This is a genomic window from Vibrio sp. 1457 (assembly GCF_033340195.1).
GTDB lineage: Bacteria > Pseudomonadota > Gammaproteobacteria > Enterobacterales > Vibrionaceae > Vibrio > Vibrio alginolyticus.
In genome coordinates this window covers 117205-143656 of record NZ_JAWOWA010000008.1, presented here as the reverse complement: position 1 = coordinate 143656, position 26452 = coordinate 117205, and the positions used below count along the sequence as shown (strand labels likewise).

Below are 26452 nucleotides of genomic sequence, written 5' to 3'. Positions count from 1 at the left end.
CAAGGTGTTGTGCTTAAACAACAAAACAAAAAGCCTGCAACTAAGCAGGCTTTATTGTGGGGGGAGGGAGGGGAGCTGTTAGCCAACTTGAGAAAGATTAACCACTTTCTGTTGTAGCTTTTTCTTTAAATAGTCCGTTAAGGCCTGTTTTTCTTCCTCGTTCATGTAAAGACCAAGCTTAGTACGGCGCCATAAAATGTCTTCATCGGTCATTGCCATTTCATGGTTCATTAAGTAATCGATCTCACGTTGGTAAACACCACCGGCTTGTGTCGAGAACGTTTGTCCTAAGTCAGCTTCACTTGTTGTACCTTCCATTAAGTTCCACGTTTGGGTACCAAACTGAGTGACATAACGAAGAATCAATGCTTCTGGCGCCCAAGTGTATTTAGCATGAATTTGTTTCGCTAATTGTTCACGACTACAGCTGAAGTTACCACCAGGAAGGGTTTGGTTGGCCGTCCAGTCTTTACCCATTTCAGGTAGGAACGGAGCAAGTTTCTTCATTGCTGCTTCACCTAACTTACGGTAGGTCGTTAACTTACCACCAAAAACAGAAAGCAGAGGTGCATGGTCGTATTCCGCATCGAGCTCTAGCGTGTAGTCTCGTGTGATTGCTTGCGGAGAGTCAGATTCATCGTCACATAAAGGACGAACACCGCTGTATGTCCAAACTACATCTTCGCGAGTCAACTGGTGGACAAAGTGTTGGTTTACGATATCAATGAGGTAATCGACTTCGTCATCTGAGATCGACACTTCACGTGGGTCACCTTTGTATTCCACATCTGTTGTACCAATGATTGAGAACTTATCTAAGTAAGGAATCATAAATACGATGCGATTGTCTTTGTTTTGAAGAATGTAGGCTTGCGGTTCGTTGTGGATACGAGGAACAACGATGTGCGAGCCTTTGATTAAGCGAATGTTACGAGGAGAGGCTTGCTCTAATCCATCATCAAAGAACTGTTTTACCCAAGGCCCCGCAGCATTGACTAACGCTTTCGCTTTACGTTCGAAACGTTGGTCTGTCATCACATCGTGAATAGTAACATGCCAGATACCACCTTCACGGTGTGCTTTTTCCACGCGGCAGTAGTTACGCACTTCAGCATGGTTTTCGCGAGCCGCAAGAACGTTCAGTAATACTAAACGTGCATCATCAACCCAACAGTCAGAGTATTCGAAACCCGTTTTCATCTCTGGTTTTAGCAAGCCAGATTTCGCAAGGTTGACGGTTTTACTGCCTTGCAGCGTCGTACGTTTACCCAAGTTATCGTAAAGGAAAAGGCCACAACGAATCATCCAAGCTGGGCGTAGGAATGGGCGATGCGGTAAACGGAAACGCATTGGTAATGCGACGTGTGGTGCTTTACGAAGAATAACCTCACGCTCTGCGAGCGCTTCCGAAACTAAACGAAACTCGTAGTGTTCAAGGTAGCGTAAACCGCCGTGTATCAGTTTAGAACTTGCTGAAGAAGTCGCAGATGCGAAGTCATGTGCTTCATATAAGCCAACACTCAAACCTCGGCCAGCTGCGTCTGCTGCAATACCAGCTCCGTTAATGCCGCCACCGATTACGATCAAGTCTAAGGTAGTGGATGAGCTAGTAGTGGAAGCATTATTTTGTATACTCATAAATTTGACCTCTTGGTGAGCGAACGAGCATTTTAGAACATAATGTAATCCTAGCTCAGGTTTCGTTTGTGATCATCTATTATTTTCGTTTGTGAGCGTTTTGTGTGATTTAGACACAAAAAAAACCTCTGTCTAATTAAGACAGAGGTCATTTGAGGGGGAGTTATACGATTGACGTTACTCGTTTTCGGAGTTTGATTCGTTAGCTTCAACCACTTCAAGTGGGATAGAAGCTTCCTTCAAAATTGACAAGATTTCTTCTGGTGGCTGCTTATTGGTAAAGATCATGTTGAGCTGTGCAATATTGCCTAGTTTCACCATAGCATTGCGCCCGAACTTGGTGTGGTCTACGGCAAGAAATACACTACGGCTATTGTCAATGATCGCTTGTTTGACCCGGACTTCGTGGTAATCAAAGTCTAATAGCGAGCCATCGAAGTCGATACCGCTAATGCCGAGAATACCAAAGTCGAGACGGAACTGTTTAACGAAATCGAGGGTAGCCTCGCCAACAATACCGCCGTCTCTGCTGCGGACTTCTCCACCCGCTAAGATGACTTTGATTTCAGGGTTAGGGAAAAGAATGGTCGCAACATTGATGTTGTTGGTGACAACACGCAACTGTTTATGGTTTTTATTGAGCGCTCGCGCAACTGCTTCTGGTGTGGTGCCGATATCGATGAATAGTGTGGCACCATCTGGAATGTGTTTGACTACCTCGTCTGCAATGACATCTTTTTCATTGAAGTTGAGCGCTTTACGCGTGTTGTAAGATGTGTTTTCAGAACTGAGAGGAATAGTGGCTCCACCGTGATAACGACGAATTTTGTTGTCATCGGCGAGTTCATTGAGATCGCGTCGGATGGTTTGTGGGCTGACATTGAATCTTTCTACTAACTCATCCGTGCTGACATAGCCTTGTTTTTTCACCAGCTCAACAATCTGCTGGTGTCGAGGTATTTGCTTCACTTACCACTCCCTTGTGCATTGGTAACGGCCAATGCTTCAAATTCGAAGCTCTATTGTGCTCGAATTTGCTCGTTGTGAGAAGTAAGCGAGTTCAGGAATCGGGGATAAAGCGCAAAAAGAGCGCACAAATGGCGCTCTTTTTTTCTTATGGAGATGAGATTAATCTTCTTCGTCGTGAAGTTCAGACCAGGTTTGTGCACATTTCACTGCACGTTTCCAGCCCTTGTAACGACGATTGCGTTTTTCTTCATCATCGTGTGGCTCAAAGGTGCGATCAAGTACCGCTTTATTCTGCAACTCATCAATGCTATCCCAGTAACCAACTGCAAGGCCGGCAAGGTAGGCTGCACCAAGAGCGGTAACCTCAGTTACTTGAGGGCGGTGTACTTCTGTGTTCAATACATCGGATTGGAATTGCATTAGGAAGTTGTTCGCTACTGCACCACCATCGACGCGAAGGTTCGCAAGCTTAATGCCTGAGTCAGCTTGCATCGCATCCAGTACGTCACGAGTTTGATAAGCGATGCCTTCCAATGTTGCACGGATGATATGGTTTGAATTCACACCGCGAGTAAGGCCGACAATCGTGCCACGTGCGTAGGCATCCCAGTATGGAGCGCCTAAACCAGTAAATGCAGGCACGACATAAACGCCGTTTGATGTATCCACTTTTGTCGCGAAGTATTCAGAGTCTTCTGCACCGTTTAGGATTTTCAATTCATCGCGTAGCCATTGGATAGAAGCTCCACCCATGAATACGGCGCCTTCAAGTGCATAAGCTGGTTCGCCTGCAGGACCACAAGCCAAAGTAGTTAGAAGGCCATGTGTCGAAGTGACTTTTTCTTGGCCAGTATTCATTAGCAAGAAACAACCCGTACCGTAAGTGTTTTTCGCTTGACCCGCTTCAACACACATTTGGCCGTAAAGCGCCGCTTGTTGGTCACCTGCGATTCCAGAAATAGGAATACGAGTACCGCCTTTACCACCGATGTTGGTTTTACCGTAAATTTCCGATGAGCGCTTCACTTCTGGCATCATAGATGCTGGGATGCCAAGCTCATCTAACATTTTTTGATCCCAACATAGATCGTTGATGTTAAACAGCATGGTACGCGATGCGTTAGTGTAGTCGGTTACGTGAACGCGACCTTGAGTCATCTTCCAAACTAACCAAGTATCGACAGTACCAAACAACAGCTTACCTGCTTCTGCGTCTTCTCGTGCGCCTTCAACATTGTCCAGAATCCATTTAACTTTGGTACCGGAGAAGTAAGGGTCAAGCACCAAACCAGTGTTGTCACGTACATAGTTTTCGAGACCGCGTGCTTTTAAATCTTCACAGATATCAGCAGTACGGCGACATTGCCATACAATCGCATTGTAAACGGGTTTACCTGTTTCTTTGTTCCAGACGATAGTCGTTTCACGCTGGTTAGTAATACCGATAGCCGCTAATTGGTCGCTACGGATGCCAGACTTAGCTAGAGCTTCTACTAAGGTAGAGCTTTGTGTTGCCCAGATCTCCATTGGATCATGTTCAACCCAACCAGCTTCTGGATAAATCTGAGTAAATTCGCGTTGCGCGACGCTTACGATGTTCGCATCATGATCAAGAATCACTGCGCGAGAGCTTGTTGTACCTTGGTCTAGGGCAACAATGTATTTTTGCTCAGTCATGGTAAGAATCCTTTTGTTTCGTTATTTATATTTTAGTAAATGTTCGAGTTACGTCAGTTTTAAGCTCTAGCTTCTTCTGTTTCTTCTTCCGTCTCACATTGGTTTGGAATCGTGCAACCGTGACCTTGTTGTGGAAGGTAAGCGGCAATCGCTTTTGGATACAACCAACCACCAAAACACGCACCTGCAATCGGAGCAAGTAAAGGCACGATAAAGTAAGGAATGTCTTTAGCACCTGTCAGAGCGTAATCCCAACCAGCGAAGTAAGCGAACAGCTTTGGTCCAAAGTCACGAGCAGGGTTCATCGCAAAGCCTGTTAGTGGGCCAAGTGAACCACCGATGACGGCAATCAAAATACCGATCAATAGAGGGTTCATTGCGCCACGTGCCGCGCCGTTATTTTCATCGCCCAGAGCCAGAATCGCAAACATCAGCACAGCAGTGATAACGAATTCCACAGCAAAAGCACCAAAGAAAGAGAGGGAGGCATGCGGATAGGTTGAGAAGATACCAGCAGTTGCTAGTGCATCTTGGCTGCTGCGAACGAAGTTATGAGCGATTTCGTAGTCGGTGAAAAGGTTGCTGTATAAGCTGTATACCAATGCAGCAGAACAGAATGCCCCAAGCATTTGAGCGATAATGTATGGCACCACTTTCGCCTTATCAAAACCATGGAACATAGCAAGTGCGATGGTAACGGCAGGGTTGATGTGTGCACCAGAGACGCCAGCCGTACAGTAAATAGCGATGGCGACACCGAAGCCCCATACAATACTGATTTCCCATTGTCCAAATGATGCGCCTGTTAGAACTAAGGCTGCAACACAGCCTACGCCGAAGAAAATAAGTAGTCCTGTACCGATAAACTCAGCCAAACATTCTCCAAGCAGAGAGGGGTGTTTGTTCGTTGTCATGTTAAAAGTCCTTTGATCATTTTTGCCTGTCTAGCACGATACTATTGTGCATATATAAACGTTTACGAAAACAAACGAGCGTTAAAAGTGAGCGTTTGAGCATAAATTTGTTAATCAAAGTCTTCGTTTTTGTTAAATGGCGCATCTTTTAACCGGAAAAGAACACAACGAAAATAATTTATTTGTCACGAGGCCAGTGTTGAGAGCGCTCAAATTAGCGATGTGAAAAAGAATGCACAACTGGTAAGAGGAGTTTTGTGAAGCTGCTACGTGCTTGGAGATTTATTACACAGAACTTGTGCAGCAGTTAACCCTAAAGGAGTAGGGGAATGTCAAATGTATCAAGGGCTAGCAGTGATATAAAAAAATACGCTGTCATGTTTGGACTTTTAGAAAAAATCGTCATCCCATTGATACCAATAGGATGAGTTGAGAAGAGAATAAACGCTGTTAATGTCTTGTGTTTGTGAATCATTGCTTCGGCTTGTATTCAAATAAAAATTGTTTTTTTTATTTCGTTTGATGCTAAACGTGATCGTTATTCAGCTTTTTAGTTATTAGTTGGTTCGGAGCGAGTAGGGCAGGCGTAAATCGCCCTTTTTACGGTTAGTTTATGTTCTAATTCGAGCCTTTGTTTCAAAGGTTTCGAATTGGAATGCTCAAGTGAGAGGTTTGAACATCAGTTTAATATTAACGAATCTTGAGTAAAGTTGAACGATGATCTAATTAATGCTCATATAATTTACTGTATTTACTTATATTTAATCCATGTGCAACATTTGTCACAGAAATAAAATCCTAACTCCATACAATTCATGAACCTTCGAACGAAGATTTATTTTGTTTCGTTCGCTCCTTTTGTGTTTTTACCATCGCATACAAAATAATGAGGTTCCTATGTTTGGAATATTCAAACCTAAGGCGCACATTGATCGTCTGTCCCCAGGCAGCATCGATAGCACCTACTCTCGCCTCCGTTGGCAACTCTTTATCGGTATCTTTGTTGGCTACGCCGGTTACTATCTAGTTCGTAAAAACTTCAGTTTGGCGATGCCTTATCTTATCGAGCAAGGCTTTAGCCGCGGAGACTTAGGTGTCGCCTTGGCAGCTGTTTCCATTGCATATGGTCTCTCTAAGTTTCTAATGGGCAGCGTTTCAGACCGCTCTAACCCTCGCTATTTCCTTAGTGGCGGCCTATTGATGTCTGCATTAGTGATGTTTTGCTTTGGCTTTATGCCATGGGCGACTGGTAGCGTCACTGCGATGTTCATTTTGCTTTTCTTGAACGGTTGGTTCCAAGGGATGGGGTGGCCTGCTTGTGGCCGAACCATGGTGCACTGGTGGTCACGTAAAGAGCGTGGTGAGATCGTTTCGGTTTGGAACGTGGCGCACAACGTGGGTGGCGGCTTGATTGGTCCACTATTTATTCTTGGCCTGTGGGCATTTAACGATGATTGGCGCACTGCATTTTATGTTCCTGCATTTTTCGCCACGTTGGTTGCTGTGTTTGTTTGGATGACGGTTCGCGATACCCCTCAGTCTTGTGGTCTGCCTCCTATTGAAGAATACAAAGACGATTACCCAGATGACTATGACAAGTCCCATGAACAAGAAATGACAGCGAAGGAAATCTTCTTCAAATACGTCTTCAACAACAAACTTCTTTGGTCGATTGCAATTGCAAACGCATTTGTTTATCTAATTCGTTACGGCGTACTGGACTGGGCACCTGTTTACCTAAAAGAAGCGAAGGATTTCTCGGTAGATAAATCGTCATGGGCTTATTTCTTATACGAATGGGCTGGCATTCCAGGAACACTATTGTGTGGTTGGATCTCTGACAAATTGTTCAAAGGTCGTCGTGCACCTGCTGGTATCTTATTTATGGTGCTAGTGACAGTTGCAGTGATGGTTTATTGGTTTAACCCTGCGGGCAACCCAACAGTAGATATGATGGCGCTTATTGCAATAGGCTTCCTAATCTATGGTCCGGTTATGCTGATCGGTTTGTACGCACTTGAACTCGCTCCGAAGAAAGCCGCAGGTACTGCCGCTGGTCTTACTGGTTTGTTTGGATACCTGGGTGGGGCAGTTGCCGCAAACGCGATTTTGGGCTACACCGTAGACCACTTTGGCTGGGATGGTGGCTTTATCATCTTAGTGGGTTCTTGTATTACTTCTATCGTGTGTTTGATGTACGCCTTCTTAGGTGAACGTGCGCACCACGAGCAAAAAGAGCGCGAGAAGGAAGCGCTAGCGTAATATTTATTTAAAGAGGCAGTGGAATACTGCCTCTTCGCTTTATCAAGGAAATAACAATGAAAACAAAGTCAGTATGTCTTACTTTTTTAGCACTTAGCCTCTCTGCTGGTGCGATTGCGAAGCCGCTTGTCATTGCGCACCGTGGCGCATCGGGCTACTTGCCTGAGCACACGCTAGAAGCCAAAGCACTTGCTTACGCAATGAAACCTGACTACATAGAGCAAGATGTGGTAATGACGAAAGACGACCAGTTGGTCGTGTTGCATGACCATTATCTCGATCGCGTAACGGATGTTGCGGAGCGTTTTCCTGATCGTGCACGTAAAGATGGTCGTTATTACGCGATTGATTTCACTCTGGCGGAAATCAAATCCTTGCGAGTTACCGAAGGGTTCAACATCGATGAGAAAGGCAACAAAGTAGCGGGCTATCCAACCCGATTCCCTATGTGGAAATCTGACTTCACCGTGCCGACGTTTGCTGAAGAGATTGAGCTGATCCAAGGCTTAAACAAAACGCTGGGTTATGACATCGGTATTTACCCAGAAATTAAAGCGCCTTGGTTCCATCGTCATGAAGGTAAGGACATTTCTAAAGCAGTACTTAAAGTCTTGAAGCAGTACGGTTACGGCTCTCAAGACGACAAAGTCTACCTTCAGTGTTTTGATGCGAATGAACTTCAACGCATCAACAGTGAACTCATGCCTGCAATGGACATGGACTTAAAGCTCGTTCAGCTTATGGCTTACACGGACTGGAACGAAACTATGGTGTACAAAGGCGACAAGGCAACACCATACAGTTATGACTGGATGTTCGAAGCCGACGGAATGAAGAAAGTAGCGAGTTACGCGGAAGGAATTGGACCTTGGAAGCCGATGCTGGTGGATGATAAGTCAACCAAAGACAATATCATCATCAAGCCGTTGATGAAGGCTGCAAAAGACGCTGGCTTGCAAGTGCATCCATACACGTTCCGCGCCGATCCAGGACGCATTCCAGCGTACACTGACAGCTTTGAAGGCATGATGGATGTGTACTACAACCAAGTAAAAGTGGATGGTTTGTTTACTGATTTCCCAGATAAAGCGGTCAGCTTTTTAAATCAGTAATCACGCATTTTGCTGTAAGCTAAAAAATCCCCCAACAGTTTCCTGCTGGGGGATTTTTCGTAGGGCTAATTCACGAATGAATTAGTTGTTTTTATGCAGTTCGCTGTTCAGTTCAACCGCGCTCTTGTTTGCAAGACACTCGATTTGACCTGTTACAGAGTTACGACGGAACAGTAGGTCAGAAACACCAGCAAGATCGCGGGCTTTCACAACTTCTACTTCTTGGCCTGCAGAATCTAGCATGCGCACTTTAGAACCAGCAGTTACGTACAGACCTGATTCGATAGTACAACGGTCACCCATTGGGAAGCCAAGACCTGCGTTCGCGCCTAGTAGAGAGTTTTCACCGATAGAAACCACAACTTTACCGCCGCCAGATAGCGTACCCATGATAGATGCGCCGCCGCCGATGTCAGAGCCGTTACCAACCACTACGCCAGCAGAGATACGACCTTCAACCATGCTCACGCCTGTTGTACCCGCGTTGAAGTTGATGAAGCCTTCGTGCATTACCGTTGTGCCTTCGCCAACGTGTGCGCCAAGACGTACGCGAGAAGTGTCAGCGATACGAACGCCAGTTGGTACCACGTAGTCCACCATTTTAGGGAACTTGTCTACGCAATCTACGCTTAGTGCACGACCCGCTAGGCGAGCTTCGATTTGACGCTCTGCTAGTTCAGGTAGGTCGATTGGACCTTCATTAGTCCATGCGATGTTGTGTAGTAGACCGAAGATACCGTCTAGTACCGTACCGTGTGGTTGAACTAGGCGATTAGAGATAAGTTGAAGTTTTAGGAAACCTTCAGCAACGCTTTGTGGCTGCTCGTCAGTTGCAAGGATAACCAGTACAAGTGGTTGTGCTGATTCTGCTGCTTTTGCTGCGAAAGAAGCGTTTGCCGCATCGCCGTTTGCTTCAAATGCTGCTGCCAGTTCTGCGCTTTGTGCTGCAGAGATCTCGATAGCTTGGTTGCCTTGCTCATAACCTGCTACTGCTGCTAGTGCGTTAACAAGCGCTTCGCTTGGGTTAAGAACTGGGTTTGGGAAAAACGCTTCGATGATTTTGCCGTCGCGGTTTTTAGTTGCCGTACCAAAGGCTAGAGAGAAGAAAGCCATAGTTGATCTCCATGTGTTGAGTCTTGTGTCTCGTCTGTTCACTGACAAGAAATAATTAAGTTGTCGGTCATCATAAAGAGAGTGTTGGGGAGTTTAAAGAGGGGAAATGGAGAAAGTCCGTAGATGGATACCTTTTGTCTGTTTAGAGATATGTTTGTCTGATGAGAAATGTGTCGCAAAAGCCTTATCAGGCCGATTTTGGGCAGAGACACAGTGAAGTGGGAGAAGGGAGCATCGCAAAAAAATAAGGGGAGGACCGAAGTCACTCCCCCTACACTGGGTTTGTTGGATTTACTGACTTTGGATAGTAAAGCGATAAATCGACTTAGAGGCTTAGCTCACCGACCTCTACTGCAAGTGCAACCGTTGCCCCTACCATTGGATTGTTGCCCATACCGATGAAGCCCATCATCGCTACGTGTGCTGGTACTGAAGAGCTACCCGCGAATTGCGCATCGGCGTGCATGCGACCCAAGGTATCTGTCATGCCGTAAGAGGCAGGACCTGCCGCCACGTTGTCTGGGTGTAGAGTACGACCAGTACCACCACCTGATGCCACAGAGAAGTAAGGCATGCCTTCACGGTTACGTTCTGCTTTGTAGATGCCTGCTACAGGGTGTTGGAAGCGAGTCGGGTTGGTTGAGTTACCAGTGATGCTCACATCCACTTGTTCTTTATGCATGATAGCCACGCCTTCACGCACATCGTCTGCACCGTAGCAAAGGATCTCACCACGTGGACCTTGGGAGAAACGGCGACGTTCTACTTCCACTAACTCACCAGTTTGGTAGTTGTACTGAGTGCGTACGTAAGTGAAACCATTGATGCGTGAGATTAGGTAAGCGGCGTCTTTACCCAAGCCATTTAGGATAACTTTCAACGGATTTTTTCGTGACTTGTTCACGTTCAATGCGATTTTGATAGCGCCTTCTGCCGCTGCGAATGACTCATGGCCCGCAAGGAAAGCGAAACAGCCACTTTCTTCATTCAATAGACGAGCCGCCAATGCACCGTGACCGATACCCACTCGGCGTTGTTCTGCGACGCTGCCTGGTTTTGTGCAGGCTTGAAGGCCTTCACCGATGATGTTTGCAGCTTCTTCAGCTGTTTTTGCTACGCGGAAAATCGCCAAAGCAGTGCCTAGCGTGTAGGCATCGGCAGCGCTTTCAAACGCGATAGGTTGAGTGTCCATCACTAGTGCTTTAGGGTCGATACCACGATCCATACAGTATTGGTAAGCCTCTTCCAGAGAAGAAAGTTGCATTTCGTCTAATGTGCGACGTACAGATTCAGTAATTGGAGTGTTCATAATCTCTTTCCTCTTGGTGGCAATTATTGTTGGCGTGGGTTGATGGTAGTTACGGCTTCGTCAAAACGACCGTAAGTCCCCGTCGCTTTGTCTGCGGCTTCTGCAGCAGATACGCCTTCGTTGATGGCTTTCATCATCTTGCCGAGGTTGAGATATTGGTAACCAATCACTTCTTTGTTTTCGTCTAGCGCGAGTTTTGTTACATAGCCTTCAGCCAACTCCATGTAACGCACGCCTTTTGCTTTGGTTGAGTAGCTAGTACCCACTTGGCTGCGTTGAGTTTGACCAAGATCTTCCAATGCCGCACCAATTTCTAAGCCGCCTTCAGAGAAAGCAGATTGCGTACGACCGTAAACAAATTGAAGGAAGATTTCGCGCATCGCGACGTTAATAGCATCACATACCAAGTCGGTATTCAGTGCTTCAAGAATGGTTTTGCCTGTTAGGATTTCTGCGGCCATCGCTGCTGATTGAGTCATGCCTGAACAGCCGATCGTTTCGATCAAAGCTTCTTCGATGATGCCGTTTTTGACGTTAAGGGTCAGTTTTGCTGCGCCTTGTTGAGGAGCACAAGCGCCAACTCCGTGGCTAAGACCAGAAATCGCGATAACGTCTTTTGGATTGATCATTGCGCCTTCAACAGGGATCGGTGCAGATGCATGAAGCTCGCCGCGTTGAATCGGGCACATTGATTGGATTTCGTGTGAATATTGCATAATGTTTTCCCAGTGTACGATATCCAGCCTATTTGTCAGTCTCAACGGCGTTGACTGCTCTTATTCGCTCCATCAAATAGAAAACTATGTTCAGGAGGTTCATGCGTTTGTCGCCTTGTTGAGTTAACAACTATTTTGGATATCTTTTTAATTTTTGAGAAAACAGGAGCGGGGTTGGAGAAGAGTTGAATTGCTCACTACAGAACTCTTGCTTTCACAACATAAGCGAAAGCACTTCCAACAGGGCTGACCTGTTTTCGTTTCTGTAGGAGTCATTAGCTTTAACAGCGGTTCGAATCTTTCGATTCCGGTGGCGCCCCATCACCGGACCCATTTAGACTAGATCTAAGTCACACTAATCCGCAACATGAAATTTAGAGCAATTTGGGATATTAAATCGGTTCTTTATATTCTCAGAGATATATGGAGATAAACGGAAGGAATAAAAAAACGCCGCATAATGCGACGTTTTTTCTAAACAAATAAGAGGCTTATGCAGCGTCTTCTTGCTCGCTATCTTCTTCAACAGCTTCAAGCTTCTTTGCTTTTTTTGGTGCAGGTTTACGTTTTGCACCAAGAGCGTAAAGCACTTCTTCTTTGTTTTGCGCAAGGAACATTGCAAGATCTTCTTGCTTACCTTCGTCTTCTAGAAGTTCACTTTTACCCAGCAGTGAGAATAACTCGTCTGCCATATCCAGCATTTTGTCGTATGCGTCAGCTTCCGCTTTAGAGGTAAAAGTCATTTTCTCTTCTCCATTGCGTTCTACCACGTACTTGACGATTACAGCCATGGTTGGTCCCCTAATTTGGTGTATTGATACTGGCTTTTTATACAGTTTTTGACCAATCAAGTCTAGCGACAAGCCTCAGAATGAGAGACACGTACAACTAACTGACTAGCATTTAAACTATCTTGGTTTCACTTTGCGGATTTGTCCGCCAAAGGAAGGTTTGTTGGTCGCTCCCAATCTTGGCAAAATTCGATAAACGTTCTGAGCAATGGGCTTTGATATTTCTCTTTATGAACCAGTAACCAGAAGCGACGTTTCATATCTAAAGGCATGTCGAGCAGTTTTACGCGGCCGTCACGAATAGCAGGTTCTGCAGACAAACGTGACAAACAGCCCAAGCCTAACCCTGCCGATACTGAGTTGATCAACGCTTCGGTGGTATTGAGCTGAAAAGCTTCATGCCAATGTTCCAAGCGCGGCGCGACAACGCGCATAAAAAATTCGCGTGAACCAGATCCTGCCTCTCGCAATATCCATTCACTGTTTTCTAGCTCGGTTAAGTTTACTGGCCCTTCGTGCGCGGCTGGGGAATTGGGCGCGCAAATCACGCACATTTCATCTTCGCTAAACTGGGTAGACTGCAATTCAGGGTGAAGTGTTTTGCCTTCAATGAGGGCTATGTCTAACTCGTAATCGGTCAGCATGTCGCAGATTTGTGCGGAGTTAGAAATGAACAGACTTTGAGAACGATGGTTCGTTTGCTGACGAAATTCGCTAAGCAAATAGGGCGCGACTTGGTTGCCAATGGTGTCGCTGGCACCAATGCGAAGTTGGCCCGATAGCGCTTGGTCACCATCGAAAATGCTCTCGATGTCCTTGGCTCGGTTGAGTAATTCATCCGCCAGTGGCAGTAGTTTTTGACCTTCTTGGTTCAAAATCAGTCGGTTATTAACACGATCAAATAAGTGATGGCCGATCTGCTTTTCTAATTCTGAGAGTGCCATGCTCACTGCGGCTTTCGATAAAAAGAGACTATCAGAAGCCGCTGTGAGCGTTTTGTGCTGCGTGATCGTCGTAAACACTTTCAGTTGTTTAAGAGAAATGTGACTTGCCATACCCCACCGTTAAGTAATTCTGAACGTTTGTTTTAAATAATTAGATATATCGGAACGAAGTGCAAGCGTATTATACGTCCCATCAAGAGTGAGTCTGGTTGAGGTCATCATGATTCAAAGAACAAAAGCAAAAGTAATGGGAGCACCAACTCCAATGGCGGGTTTGGCTCTTGGTATTGCAAGCTTGGGCTGGAGTTGGGAGAACTTCGCCGAATTACATGGCTACGGACAGTGGATTAGTGCGGGTATCGCGAGCATATTGTTGGCTATATTGGCAACCAAGTTTTTGCTACATAATCATCTATTGAGACAAGATCTTGCTCATCCGGTTGTGGGCAGCGTGGTTCCGACATTTGCGATGGGCACTATGGTGGTATCGAACTCTCTCGGTCATTTTTACCCATTAGCTGGCGATGCGCTTTGGCTGATTGCGGTGGTTTTGCACATCGTATTCTTGGTGAGCTTTGTTTACCATCGCGCCAAAGATTTTGAATTGCACCACATGGTTCCTAGTTGGTTTGTACCGCCTGTGGGTATCATCGTTGCGGATGTGTCTTTCTCTGGCAACCCGATGTTAGCACCAGTGGCACAAGGTGCATTGATGTTTGGTATGGTGGCGTACGCGATCATGTTGCCGATGATGATTTACCGTTTCATGTTTACCCATGAAATTCCGGATGCAGCGAAACCAACAATGGCAATTATGGCGGCACCAGCAAGTCTATCATTGGCAGGGTACTTAACGGTCACTGCGACACCATCACCAGTGATCATCGCTATGCTATTTGGTATCGCGGTATTGATGACAGCCATCATTTACCTCGCATTCTTTAAATTGCTTAGACTGCCATTTAGCCCAGGCTATGCGGCGTTCACTTTCCCGATGGTGATCGGTGCGACGGCGCTGTTTAAAATGGCGAATTGGATGGAGTTGCAAGGATTGGCTGCGCACTATGTTCAACAAGTGCGAGGCTTAGCTAGTCTTGAGTTGATTGTGGCAACATTTGTTGTCTCTTATGTGGCCTTACAATACATCAACAACTTGTTGATTCAGCCACGCTTGATGCACGCTCATCACGCTTAAATAGCAGATAGGAAAAAGCCTCTTGGTCTTACAACCAAGAGGCTTTTTTATTTCAATCGGCGTCGATGTTGGACACTAGCCTTTTTTGTAAAATCGCGACATCTCATCCAGAGAATGACGAATGATATCGACAGGAATTTTCTGTTCTTTCTCGACTTTTAACTGGCGATTCAGTTGCTGAGAGTGCCCGCCAGGGTTGACCACAAGCATCAGTTCTTTGCCGACCAATGCATAGTTGTAGTAGCTGCCTGCAATATACCAATCGCGAGAGGCAGAGCTATCAAACAAGTTATGACCAACGCTGTATGAACTCGTTGTGCCTTGAACGTCAAACAGCGTATTCATCATGGTTGGCACGACGTCAAAATGGGTCGTGCGGTAATCAACTTGCTCTGGCTGACGATTTGGCATGTACACGTAAAGAGGCACATGTACTTGAACGTCACTGTAGTTACCCGTGTGGCCCCAATAGTTCATCTTATGGTCGTTAAACTCTTCACCATGATCTGATGAAATCACCACAATGGTGTTGTCTAAGTCGACATTTTTCAGCACATCACCAATCAAGCTGTCGATGTAGTACAACGAGTTCTTGTATCGATTGTGGTAAAGCGAAGCGTCAAAATCGTTGTTGAGCAAAATGTGGTCAACGCGTTCCCAGTATGGTTTGAATTTCGCAAATTCAGGTTCAGGAAACACCGTGCCGTGGGCGGCATCGTAGAACAGAAAACCAAAGTACGGCTTGTCGCTGTCCTGCTTTTGGAACTCGATGAACTTGTCTGTTATCTGCTGATCGCGCTCGACAGCTGTTTCTCCAGTTTGTTTCAGGGTCAAGTCCGACACTTTTTTGAATACCGTGCGAGAAAGTGGCGGGCTGGTGAGCGGTGCTGAGCCAAAAATGCCCATGCGGTAGCCTTCTGCTTGCAGCGTATCCATAAACACAGGAGAGCGTTGACTTGCGTAAAAGCTTTCCCAGTAGGTCGCTGGCAAGCTGTAAAACAGGCTGAAAATACCCGCTTGAGTTGAGTTGCCGCCGCTCATATGTTGTGTGAAATTCACCGTTTTTTCGGCGAACTTGCTGACATTTGGCATGACTTCCGGCGTCGCATCACTGTAGCGCCACGCGTCAACCAAGATAAACAAAACATTGGGCTGTTTCTCTTTGCTTTGCACTTGAATCGGCGCAAGCGGGTAGTTGAGTGAGCTACGTTCAATGTTGGTTAACTCTACGCGGTTCTTCGATGCAATGTTCTCATCCACTAGGTCGTGTTTGTAAATAAATTTACGAGCCGTCAGCGGGTAGTAAAGTGGCCAGTTATTCGAAAACTGACTGACTTCATCGTCGTAAAGTGCGTTTTTGTACGCATGAATCATCTGCGTGCTAAGCAATACAGCAAACCAGACGCTGATCAAAACGAACTTAGCTCGGCTTTGTGCCAGTTGATTACTTACCCAAACGGTACAAGCGAGCCCGATCACCAGAACGGCAATTTCACTGATGAAGATTAGCCAACTCATCCACGAAATATCGAAGACATCATCACCACCTTCGAAAAACATACGGATTAATAGAGCGTTGATGTGAAGTTTGTATTGCTGAAAAACGAGGATATCGACTTTAAACATAATCAATAGACAGATCGCGATAGCGATCACGATGCCTTTGAATGCTCGAGTCGGTAGAAAAGAGAGCAATAAACTCAACAACATAAATGGAAGAGCGATCAAGCCCAGCCAGCCATATTGAGTCGAAACCAAATAGTAACCTTGCAACAAGGTTAGTGGTTCATTCTGATTGTTAGACAACACAAAAGGATAACAAGCGATCGACAGGTACACTGTAAAGCAAGCAAAAAAAGCAATCAGCCAAGCGCTGTTGGAAGACAGTTTGCGAAACATACTTTTTATATATTTATAAATTATAGGTAGCAAGAGTATAAAACAGTGTTTTTTATTATGGAATAGTTGCGACGAATGTCACATTTTGTATGGAAGTGTCAGACTTGATTGACATGTGAAAATTCAGAAGATTCATACTCTATTTGAGTGATATATAACCTTTTGTTTTTTCCGAACGCGAGATCACTGCGGGTTTAAATAGGGCTGTGCTAAGCTAGCTAACAGTTTCAATCGGCGCTCGGTATTCCCAATTTGTTTACTGTTTATCACTCCAACCAAGTTGACGTTCTTAAATCACTCCTTGTCGAACTGATTCGAATCAGTCCGCTGGAAAACCCGTTCGAAAAAGAACAAATTCTGGTTCAAAGTCCGGGCATGTCCCAGTGGCTAAAAATGGAATTGGCCAAAGAGTTTGGTGTTGCCGCGAACATTGATTTTCCGCTCCCTGCTACTTTCATTTGGGAAATGTTTACGCAGGTGTTGCCAGACGTGCCAAAACGCAGTGCGTTTAACAAAGAAGCGATGACGTGGAAGTTGATGCATCTGCTGCCGGGGTTTCTCAACCAAGAGGTGTTTTCGCCGTTAGCGCAGTACCTCAAAGATGACATTGACCACTCTAAGCTGTATCAGCTGGCTGAGAAAATTGCCGATATTTTCGATGGTTACTTGGTGTATCGTCCGGAATGGATCGCAAGTTGGGAAGCTGGGCAGAGTGTGCCAGAGCTGGAAGATGAGCATCCGTGGCAGCCGATCTTATGGCAAGCGTTGTATGATCACACTGTGTCATTAGGGCAGTCTCCTTATCACCGTGCCAACCTTTATGAGCACTTTATCGACACGTTAGAGAGTTTTAGCTGCAATTTTGACCATTTACCCAAGCGTTTGTTTGTTTTTGGCATTTCTTCGTTGCCGCCTCGCTATATGGATGCGCTAAAAGCAATTGGTGAACACATCGACGTGCATCTGATGTTCACTAACCCTTGTCGTTATTATTGGGGTGAAGTTCGAGATCGCAAATATCTGGCTCGTTTGGCGGCGAAACATCGTCAGCACGTTGTGTGGCAGGACGATCACTCGGAAGTGCAAGGTGAAACTGAGCAACTGAAAGGTTCATTGGAAGATAATGTGATCGATGAGCTGCACACCGATGTGGTCGGAAACAGTCTGTTGGCGTCCATGGGTAAACTCGGGCGCGACAATATGTATCTGTTGTCTCAGCTGGAATCTCATGAAATCGAAGCCTTTGTTGATGTTGAGCGCGACAGTCTGCTCCATCAATTGCAAGCGGATATTCTCAATCTTGAAGAACATCAAGATGACCAACAGATTGAAAACAGTCATCACAAACAAGTGGTTAGCTTGGGTGATAAATCACTGAGCCTACACGCTTGTCACAGCCCGATGCGCGAAGTAGAAGTGCTGCATGATCAACTATTGGCGATGTTCGATGCTGACCCAACGTTAAAACCGCGCGATATTATCGTGATGGTCGCGGACATCAACGCTTACAGCCCTGCGATTCAGGCGGTCTTTGGTAACGCGCCGGGTGAGCGTTTTATTCCATATTCGATTTCTGACCGAACCGCCGATCAAGAGAGCCCAATTCTGGCCGCATTTATGCAGTTGGTGAACTTACCCAATACGCGCTGTTTGGCATCAGAACTACTCGAACTTCTGGAAACTCCGGCGATATTAAAGCGTTTTGAACTCAGCGAAGATGATTTTTTACAAGCCAAACAATGGGTTGAGGAATCGGGGATTCGCTGGGGATTGGATGCCAATACCGGACGCGAATTTGAACTGCCGGAAACCCGTCAAAACACATGGCAATTTGGTATTCAACGCATGTTGCTTGGCTACGCGATGCCAGAATCCGCAGGTTTGTTTGAAACCGAGCAAGGCAGTTTGTCTCCGTACAACGAAGTGCAAGGCATGGGCGCAGAGCTGGCGGGCAAGTTGGCACACTTTATCCAACAAATTAGCACTTATCGAAGCAAACTTTCTCATGTTCAAACTATCGATGGTTGGCGAGAGACTTTGGTTTCACTGCTGGATGACTTCTTCTCAGTTGAGTTAGAAGGCGAAATGGCGCTCAAGTCCATTCGCGATACGCTCAGCCAACTCAAAGAGCAATTAGCTGATGCCGCATTTGATGATGCGTTATCGCCGTCGATCATCAGCCAATACCTTCAAAACAAATTATCTGGCACACGAGTCAGCCAGCGCTTCCTTGCTGGTCAAGTGAACTTTTGTACCCTGATGCCGATGCGCTCTATTCCGTTTAGAACCGTTTGTCTACTGGGGATGAATGACGGCGTGTACCCACGCTCCATGCCGCCAGAAGGCTTTGACTTGATGACAGGAAGAACCAAACCGGGCGACCGTTCGCGCCGAGATGATGACCGTTACCTATTCCTCGAAGCGATGTTGTCTGCACAACAAACGCTCTACATCAGTTATGTTGGCCGTTCAATCCAAGACAATACCGAGCGAGTGCCTTCGGTTCTGGTTTCTGAGCTGATGGAATACTGCCACCAAAACTATTGTTTAAGTGGTGATGAAGCGTTGCCCGTTGATGAGTCTGGCGACAACTTATTAAATGCGTTGGTGAATACCCACGCCATGGTGCCGTTTAGCCCAAGTGCGTTCCAAGGCATGCACGCCAGCTACGCGAAAGAGTGGATTCCAGCGGCATTGACTCAAAGTAGTCAATCGCAAGGCTATGTTCGTCGTGATTTTAATCGGGCATTAGACGACTATCTGTTAGGAGCGACGTTCCCACTTGAGCTCGACTTAGTCGAGTTGCAACGTTTCTGGCGCTTACCTGTGCAGTATTTTTTCAATCGTCGTTTAAAAGTAACCTTTGAACCGCCACTACCGGTGATGGAAGACGACGAACCCTTTGTTTTAGGTGGTTTGGAAAGCTATCAAATGCGTGATGAGCTGTTAGAAACCTTGCTTGAAGCGACATTGATGCAGCCAGAGAAAAAAACAGAGGTGCTTAAACACTTTATGAGTCAACAGCGCGCGCAAGGCAAACTGCCGGTGGGGGCGTTTGGTGATATCGAATTTGAAACCAACCGAGTTCAGGCGGAAGAGCTGGTGGATAAACTGGCGTTTTTATCTGGTGCGCCTCAAGACGATTTGGAAATCGACCTGACGTTTGATTCCTTGTTTGAGCGAAATGAAGGCGAAGAGAAAAACGTTCGCCTAACAGGTTGGCTAACTCAATGCTACCAATCCGGTTTGATTCGCTATCGAAGCGGTAAGATTCGATCGCAGGATTACCTTGCAGCGTGGATCGATCACCTTGCCATGTCGGCGTCGGGTCATGCTAAGAAAACTCACATCATTGGTTACGATCGTAAAGAAGGCGCGCTGCATTTGATCTACCCAGAAATTGCCGATGTGCAGTATGCCAAACAGCTACTGACTGAATTGGTTCGCTTGTTCTTCGAAGGCATGACTAAGCCTTTGCCTTATTTCCCGAAAACGGCGTTGGCTTGTGTTGAAGCGGGCTTTAGCCGCGGTCAGTGGGTAGATGACGAAGAGAAATCTTTGAAGAAAATGGCTGACGCATTCAATGATGGCTTCATGAGCCCGGGCGAAGGCAGTAATGCGTACATCTCTCGAATTTGGCCTGCTTGGAATGATGAGTTGGCCTCAGAAGTTCGTTTGCTGACAGCATTAGTTCTGCAAGGTGCGCGCTTAGCGGTTCAAGACGCTGATGACGTAAAAGCGTAATAAAGACAGTTGGATAAAGAGAAGGAAGAGTAGGGTGGCCGCCAGAAAATCATTATTTTTTGTAGGGCGTTCGCTGTACGGCCACAAGGTCAGAGGGACCATGATACTTTTGTTTAATTCATTTGAGTTGTGCCGCCAAAAGGGTTTGGCTTATCTCGTGGGGCGCATACTAACGGTACGTCTTATGGATAACCGTGAGAAAGATCTCACAAAGCTCTAAATTATCCAACTTGTTAAACATATTAATAGAATTTTTAACTATAGATCACATTTATTAGGTGATACGTCCTAGTAAATAATCCGGAGAGATTCAGCGTTATGGATCAAATGTCAGGTGTAGAGTGCCCTCTACATACGTTAGACCGTACAGAGCAGCCTCAACCAACGCCACTAGAACCGATGACGTTTCCTCTGCATGGTGCGAGGTTAATCGAGGCATCAGCAGGTACAGGTAAAACCTTCACTATTGCAGGTTTATATCTGCGTCTTTTGCTTGGTCATGGCAGCGCGGAAACTCGACATCGCGTACCGCTTACGGTCGACCAAATTCTGGTCGTAACCTTTACCGAAGCGGCAACTGCGGAATTACGCGATCGTATCAGGGCAAGAATCCATGATGCGCGAATCGCGTTTGCGCGTGGACAGAGTTCCGATCCGGTGATCCAACCTTTGCTTAATGAGTTTGACGATCACAAGCAAGCCGCAGAAATTTTATTGCAGGCAGAGCGTCAGATGGACGAGGCGGCGGTCTACACCATTCACGGTTTTTGCCAACGTATGCTAACGCAAAATGCGTTTGAATCTGGCAGCCGATTTAATAACGAGTTTGTGACCGATGAAAGCCACCTAAAAGCGCAAGTTGTAGCCGATTACTGGCGCCGCAATTTCTACCCATTGCCATTTACTTTGGCGGGAGAAATCCGCCAGCTATGGGGCTCTCCATCTGCGTTGTTGTCTGACATCAGCAATTACTTAACCGGTGCGCCGTTAAGCCTTTCTGTTCCAGCAATGAAAGGCAGTTTGGCTGATCTTCATACTGAAAATCTGAAAAAAATTGATGGATTAAAAGCACAGTGGCGAGAAAGCCAAGATGACTTCTTAACGCTAATTTCAGATTCAGATATTAACAAACGTAGCTATACCAAAAAGTCTCTGCCGACGTGGTTGGAGGCGGTAAACGCTTGGGCGGCAACGGAAACTACAGGTTACGATTATCCAGACAAGCTGGAGAAATTCGCGCAAAACGTCTTGTTGGAAAAAACACCGAAAGGCAGTGCGCCGCAGCATGCAGTATTTGAAGTCATTGAAACATTTCTTGCCAACCCAATCAGCTTAAAAGCGCCACTGCTTGCTCATGCAATTGAACATTGTCGAGTGATGCTGGCTAACGCGAAAAATCAAAAACAGTGGCTCTCTTTCGATGATTTGCTGACGCAACTTTCTGCTTCTATCGATACGGACGAAAGCGAGCTTTTAGCGGCGCGTATTCGTACTTTGTATCCCGTCGCAATGATTGACGAATTCCAAGATACCGACCCGCTTCAATACAGTATTTTCAGCCGTATTTATCTGAACAACCCGGAATGTGGTTTGTTTATGATCGGGGACCCCAAGCAGGCGATTTATGGCTTTCGTGGCGCAGACATTTTCACTTATATCAAAGCGCGTAACCAAGTAAGTGCCCACTACACGTTAGGAACCAACTGGCGTTCTAGCGCAGATATGGTGCAGGCGGTAAACCAAGTATTTGCTTTGCCAGACAGTCCATTTATCTATGATTCGGATATTCCGTTCTTACCCGTTAGGTACAGTCCCAATGCCGAAAAACGCATTTGGACTATGGGTGGCCAAAAGCAACCGGCGCTGACTTATTGGTTGCAAGAAGCGGACGATAAACCGCTACCAAAAGGCGAGTATTTGACTCGAATGGCAGAGGCGACCGCAAGCCAAATCCAAACTATTTTGACGCAGGCTCAACAGGGGCAAGCGTGTCTGGTGAATGGCGAAAAACAGAAAGCGGTTCAAGCGGGCGATATTGCGGTGTTGGTTCGAACAGGTAGCGAAGGTCGCATGATCAAACAAGCGTTGGCTGATCAAGGCATTGCCAGCGTGTACCTGTCTAACCGAGACAGTGTGTTTACCAGTTCAGTGGCGCAGGATTTACAGCGTTTGCTGCAAGCGGTGCTGACTCCAGAAAATGATCGTGCGCTGCGTGCAAGTCTTGCCTCTGAGCTATTTGCCCTCGATGCAGCAAGTTTGGATGCGCTTAATAACGATGAAGTAGTGTGGGAAAATGTCGTAAACGAATTCAAAGAATATCGCAAACTTTGGGTTCAGCGTGGTGTGCTGCCGATGTTACGCGCGGTGATCAGCAAACGCCATATTGCCGAGCGATTACTAGAAGAAGGTGCGAGTTCACAAGGTGAGAATGGTGAGCGAGTGCTTACCGATTTAATGCACATCGGTGAACTGCTTCAACAAGCCAGTAATGAACTGGATAGCGACCACGGTCTGCTGCGTTGGCTCGCTCAGTCTATCAGTGATGCGGAAAACGGTTTGGGTGGCAGTGATGACCAAATCCAACGTTTAGAATCGGAACGTAACTTAGTGCAGATCGTAACTATTCACAAATCAAAAGGCTTGGAGTATGACCTCGTATTTCTGCCGTTTGTGTTCAGCTATCGAGAAGCCAGTGAAGCCAAATATTACGATGCAGCCAATGACCGCACGGTACTGGATATCACTGGCAACGATGCGTCCATGAAGCAAGCGGACAAAGAGCGTTTGGCGGAAGACTTACGCTTGATATACGTGGCACTAACGCGTGCTGTTTATGCGTGTTTTATCGGTGCCTCACCGTTGCGCAATGGCCGTTCGACCAAAGAGCCAACTGGTGTACACCGCAGTGCGATTGGCTATTTGATTCAAAATGGTCAAGAAGGTGGCATTAACGATTTGCACCAAGGTTTAACAAAGCAACAAGACGAGCTTGATTGTGTCGTTGTGGCCGATCCGCCGCAGCAACTCGAAGATAAGTACGTAGCGCCACAAGAAGAAATACACGATCTTAGTGCGAAAGAACTGCAAAACCCTATCGACAGAAACTGGCGCATCACCAGTTATTCTGGCTTGGTCAAGCAAGGCTCTCATCACGCCGAGCATGATGCCACGATTGAGATTACAGGTTTTGATATCGACTCATCTGAAGAACAAGACGAAGCGGATTTGGTGGAGCCAGAGCGTTCGATTTTTACCTTCCCTCGTGGTGCGCGTCCGGGTACGTTCCTGCACAGCCTGTTTGAGGAAATTGAATTTACTCAGCCAGCCACGACGGAAGAGAATACACAAATCATCCTTGGCTTGATGGAAAGCGAACAGCTCGATGAAGAGTGGTTGCCCATTTTACAGCAATTGATTGATACCGTACTCGCAACGCCGTTGGATGGTAAGTCTTTGCTGCTGAATCAAAAAGCACCGTCGCAACGTTTGGTGGAGATGGAGTTTTTGCTGCCGATTGAAGTTTTGTCTGCACCGGCGTTAAACCGAGTCATTCAACGTCACGATCCGTTGTCGGCGAAAGCGGGGGATTTAGGTTTCCAAACCGTGCAAGGCATGCTCAAAGGTTTTATCGACTTGGTGTTTGAACATCAAGGTAAATACTACGTGCTTGACTGGAAATCGAATCATCTTGGCGACGATGTGACGAGATACCATGGTGAGGCTCTGAAATCGGCGATGGCGGATCACCGCTACGATTTGCAGTACCAGATTTATGCGTTAGCACTGCATCGTTTCCTACGCAGCCGATTGGCGAATTATCAATATGAGCAGCACTTCGGTGGCGTGTATTACTTGTTCTTGCGCGGCATGGATGGGCAGAGTGACCACGGCATTTTTGCCGCGAAACCAACTTTCGAGTTCTTACAAGAGATGGATCGTTTGATTGATGGTCAAGCACTCGAAACGCGCTCAACTCAAGCCGGGCAGATGGAGCTACTTTAATGACGACAAATCACAATCTTCATTCTGACCAAGATAGCCTATTGGTAGTGTTGGAACGCTTGGCGCACAAAGGTGCTATTCGTCAGCTCGACTACCAATTCGCCTGTTTTATTGATTCTCAAACGCATGATGAACAGTCGGACAGCCAAGCACTGGCGTTTATCGCTGGTGTTGTCAGTAGTGAGCTTGGTAAAGGACATATCTGTCTGTCTCTGTGCGATGCACAAGGGCAAACTACGGATTTAGCCAGTAAGCTAGGGCTGTTTGGTGAGTCGGCATTGGCGCTTAACACACAGTTGCAAGGCATAGACTGGATTCAAGTATTACAAAATTCCAGCGTGGTCGGCGCGCAAGGAGAAGCCTTGCCTTTAATGTTCGATGGTGAGCGTCTGTATCTGCATCGCTATTGGCATTATGAAGTGACACTGGCGGAAAAGCTCAATCAGCTGGGCGCCGCAGTTAACTTGCAACCACAAGAGTTTGCGCGATTATCGGAGTTGCTCAACCATCTGTTCGCACGCCAATACCATTTTCTGTTTAACGCGTTGGGCAAAGCAGTAGAAGCGGGAAGCAGCAACCAAGTGTTGCGTCAACAATTGGTGTGTGATCACCTTGATGTGGTCGCAAGCGAATCGTTGGATTGGCACGCGATTGATTCCGTGCTTAGCAATGCGCGCAAGGTTCAAGATTTGCAAACACTGGATGAACTCGTGCCACTCTCAGCTTGTGTGAACTGGCAAAAAGTCGCGGCGGCGGTTGCGTTAACTCGTCGATTTGCTGTGATTTCTGGTGGCCCTGGTACGGGTAAAACGACGACAGTAACCAAATTGCTTGCTGCTTTGATTGAACAGGCGACGCAAGAGAAAAATCTAACCATCAAGCTGGTGGCCCCGACGGGGAAAGCGGCGGCGCGATTAACCGAGTCCATTGGTAAAGCGGTGCAAGAACTGCCAGTTTCTCCGGAGCTAAAAGCCAAAATTCCGACTGAATCGAGCACTTTACATCGGTTGCTGGGCGCGATTCCTAATAGTGCAGAATTTCGTCACAACAAGCAAAATCCACTGCATTTGGATATTTTAGTTATCGACGAAGCGTCGATGGTCGATTTACCAATGATGTACAAAGTGGTCGATGCCTTACCGAAACATGCGCGGCTGATTTTGTTAGGTGATAAAGATCAACTTGCCTCAGTTGAAGCTGGGGCTGTGTTGGGTGATATCTGTTCGTTCCATGCATTGGGTTATGGCAAAGAGCAGGCGTCAGCCATCGCAAAACTGACGGGTTTCGATACTTTAGCCCATACGGGTAACAGTGCATCTAGCATTGCCGATAGTTTATGTATGCTGCAAAAGAGCTACCGATTTGACGCTCGCTCAGGCATTGGTCAGTTGGCAAAAGCGGTTAACTCAGGTTCTGCTGCGAGCGTAGATAACGTCTGGGCGCGTGACTTTTCTGACATCGAACATTTCGCGCTAAGTAGTCAACATTACAACCAAATGATGCAGACGTTGGTGCAGGAATACGGTCGTTACCTCAAACGCATTGGACAACAGGAAACCGATCCTAAAACCGGAGAGCTAGAGTCGCTAACGCACAAAGCCAAAGCAGTGTTAGATACCTTCAACCAATGCCGATTGCTGTGCGCGATCCGTGAAGGTGACTTCGGTGTGGCTGGGCTAAACCAACGCATCGAGAAAGCGCTCGCGGCGCGCAAGTTCATTCAAGTTCAGGATGAAATTTGGTATCACGGCAGACCCGTCATGGTTACGCGTAATGATCACGGTTTAGGTTTGTATAACGGTGATATTGGTATTTGCATGCGAGATGACAGTGAAGAAGAACCGCGTTTGAAAGTCTTTTTCGAGTTACCTGACGGCAGTGTGAAATCGGTCTTGCCAAGCCGAGTACCTGAACATGAAACGGCTTACGCTATGACCATCCATAAATCGCAAGGCAGTGAATTTGATTACACCCTGATGATTTTGCCACCAGACTTTAGCACGATATTAACCCGTGAGTTGATTTACACAGGCATTACCCGCGCGAAAAAGCGTTTAGCTCTTTACGCCGAACTTAATGTTCTGAAGCGAGGCATTAAGGTGAAAACCACTCGTGCGAGTGGGTTAGTACAGCGGCTTACTAACTAAAACAAGAAGACCGAGCTTAT

The 26452-nt window shown here is 46.5% G+C and carries 16 protein-coding genes and 1 riboswitch; of the genes, 6 read left to right on the top strand and 10 right to left on the bottom strand.

Annotation, left to right across the window (positions count from 1 at the left end):
• Nucleotides 1-78: 78 nt before the first annotated feature.
• The 4 genes from glpD to R7Z41_RS10915 form a co-directional block, all read right to left on the bottom strand.
• Nucleotides 79-1638, bottom strand: a complete 1560-nt coding sequence (glpD, locus tag R7Z41_RS10930; RefSeq protein WP_005391703.1) for a glycerol-3-phosphate dehydrogenase — start codon at nt 1636-1638, stop codon at nt 79-81.
• A gap of 177 nt (nt 1639-1815) precedes the next feature.
• Complete coding sequence (locus R7Z41_RS10925) at nt 1816-2607, bottom strand: DeoR/GlpR family transcriptional regulator (protein ID WP_005380192.1); 792 nt, start codon at nt 2605-2607, stop codon at nt 1816-1818.
• A 159-nt stretch (nt 2608-2766) separates the two neighbouring features.
• The gene (glpK, locus tag R7Z41_RS10920; protein ID WP_005380193.1) at nt 2767-4284 is read right to left on the bottom strand and encodes a glycerol kinase GlpK; all 1518 of its coding nucleotides are present in this window, start codon (nt 4282-4284) and stop codon (nt 2767-2769) included.
• 59 nt (nt 4285-4343) lie between these two features.
• Complete coding sequence (locus tag R7Z41_RS10915) at nt 4344-5198, bottom strand: MIP/aquaporin family protein (RefSeq protein WP_005380195.1); 855 nt, start codon at nt 5196-5198, stop codon at nt 4344-4346.
• A gap of 897 nt (nt 5199-6095) precedes the next feature.
• On the opposite strand from R7Z41_RS10915, the gene glpT reads away from it, so the two are divergent.
• A complete protein-coding gene (gene glpT, locus R7Z41_RS10910; protein WP_005380199.1) occupies nt 6096-7460 on the top strand; it encodes a glycerol-3-phosphate transporter in 1365 nt (454 codons plus the stop codon).
• A 56-nt stretch (nt 7461-7516) separates the two neighbouring features.
• Nucleotides 7517-8572 (top strand): glycerophosphodiester phosphodiesterase, encoded by a 1056-nt coding sequence (glpQ, locus tag R7Z41_RS10905; RefSeq protein ID WP_005380201.1) that lies wholly within the window; start codon nt 7517-7519, stop codon nt 8570-8572.
• 81 nt (nt 8573-8653) lie between these two features.
• On the opposite strand, the gene dapD is transcribed toward glpQ, so the two are convergent.
• The 5 genes from dapD to R7Z41_RS10880 form a co-directional block, all read right to left on the bottom strand.
• Nucleotides 8654-9685, bottom strand: coding sequence for a 2,3,4,5-tetrahydropyridine-2,6-dicarboxylate N-succinyltransferase (gene dapD, locus R7Z41_RS10900; RefSeq protein WP_005391708.1), 1032 nt, complete (start codon nt 9683-9685; stop codon nt 8654-8656).
• A 325-nt stretch (nt 9686-10010) separates the two neighbouring features.
• Nucleotides 10011-10994 carry a GGGtGRT protein gene (locus R7Z41_RS10895; RefSeq protein ID WP_005391709.1) on the bottom strand — a complete coding sequence of 328 codons (984 nt, stop codon included), beginning with the start codon at nt 10992-10994 and terminating at the stop codon, nt 10011-10013.
• Between the two features lie 23 nt (nt 10995-11017).
• Entirely contained in the window at nt 11018-11710 is a 693-nt protein-coding gene (locus R7Z41_RS10890; protein WP_005391710.1) for an iron-sulfur cluster assembly scaffold protein, read from the bottom strand.
• Between the two features lie 259 nt (nt 11711-11969).
• A riboswitch (Fluoride riboswitch) is annotated at nt 11970-12045 on the bottom strand.
• A gap of 156 nt (nt 12046-12201) precedes the next feature.
• Nucleotides 12202-12501, bottom strand: coding sequence for a YebG family protein (locus tag R7Z41_RS10885; RefSeq protein ID WP_005380208.1), 300 nt, complete (start codon nt 12499-12501; stop codon nt 12202-12204).
• A 128-nt stretch (nt 12502-12629) separates the two neighbouring features.
• Entirely contained in the window at nt 12630-13556 is a 927-nt protein-coding gene (locus tag R7Z41_RS10880; protein ID WP_005391712.1) for a LysR substrate-binding domain-containing protein, read from the bottom strand.
• Between the two features lie 109 nt (nt 13557-13665).
• Between R7Z41_RS10880 and R7Z41_RS10875 the strand changes: the two genes are divergently transcribed.
• On the top strand, nt 13666-14640 hold the full coding sequence (locus R7Z41_RS10875) for a TDT family transporter (protein WP_005391714.1): 975 nt from the start codon (nt 13666-13668) through the stop codon (nt 14638-14640).
• A gap of 75 nt (nt 14641-14715) precedes the next feature.
• On the opposite strand, the gene R7Z41_RS10870 is transcribed toward R7Z41_RS10875, so the two are convergent.
• Nucleotides 14716-16539: a DUF3413 domain-containing protein gene (locus R7Z41_RS10870; protein ID WP_031780218.1), complete on the bottom strand. Its 1824-nt coding sequence runs from the start codon at nt 16537-16539 to the stop codon at nt 14716-14718.
• A 252-nt stretch (nt 16540-16791) separates the two neighbouring features.
• On the opposite strand from R7Z41_RS10870, the gene recC reads away from it, so the two are divergent.
• The 3 genes from recC to recD all read left to right on the top strand — a co-directional run bounded on the left by recC (nt 16792) and on the right by recD (nt 26432).
• On the top strand, nt 16792-20283 hold the full coding sequence (gene recC, locus R7Z41_RS10865; protein ID WP_206970644.1) for an exodeoxyribonuclease V subunit gamma: 3492 nt from the start codon (nt 16792-16794) through the stop codon (nt 20281-20283).
• A 327-nt stretch (nt 20284-20610) separates the two neighbouring features.
• Entirely contained in the window at nt 20611-24285 is a 3675-nt protein-coding gene (gene recB / locus R7Z41_RS10860; RefSeq protein ID WP_005391717.1) for an exodeoxyribonuclease V subunit beta, read from the top strand.
• A complete protein-coding gene (gene recD / locus R7Z41_RS10855; protein ID WP_005391718.1) occupies nt 24285-26432 on the top strand; it encodes an exodeoxyribonuclease V subunit alpha in 2148 nt (715 codons plus the stop codon). Before recB ends, recD begins: the two co-directional genes overlap by 1 nt.
• Nucleotides 26433-26452 lie beyond the last annotated feature (20 nt).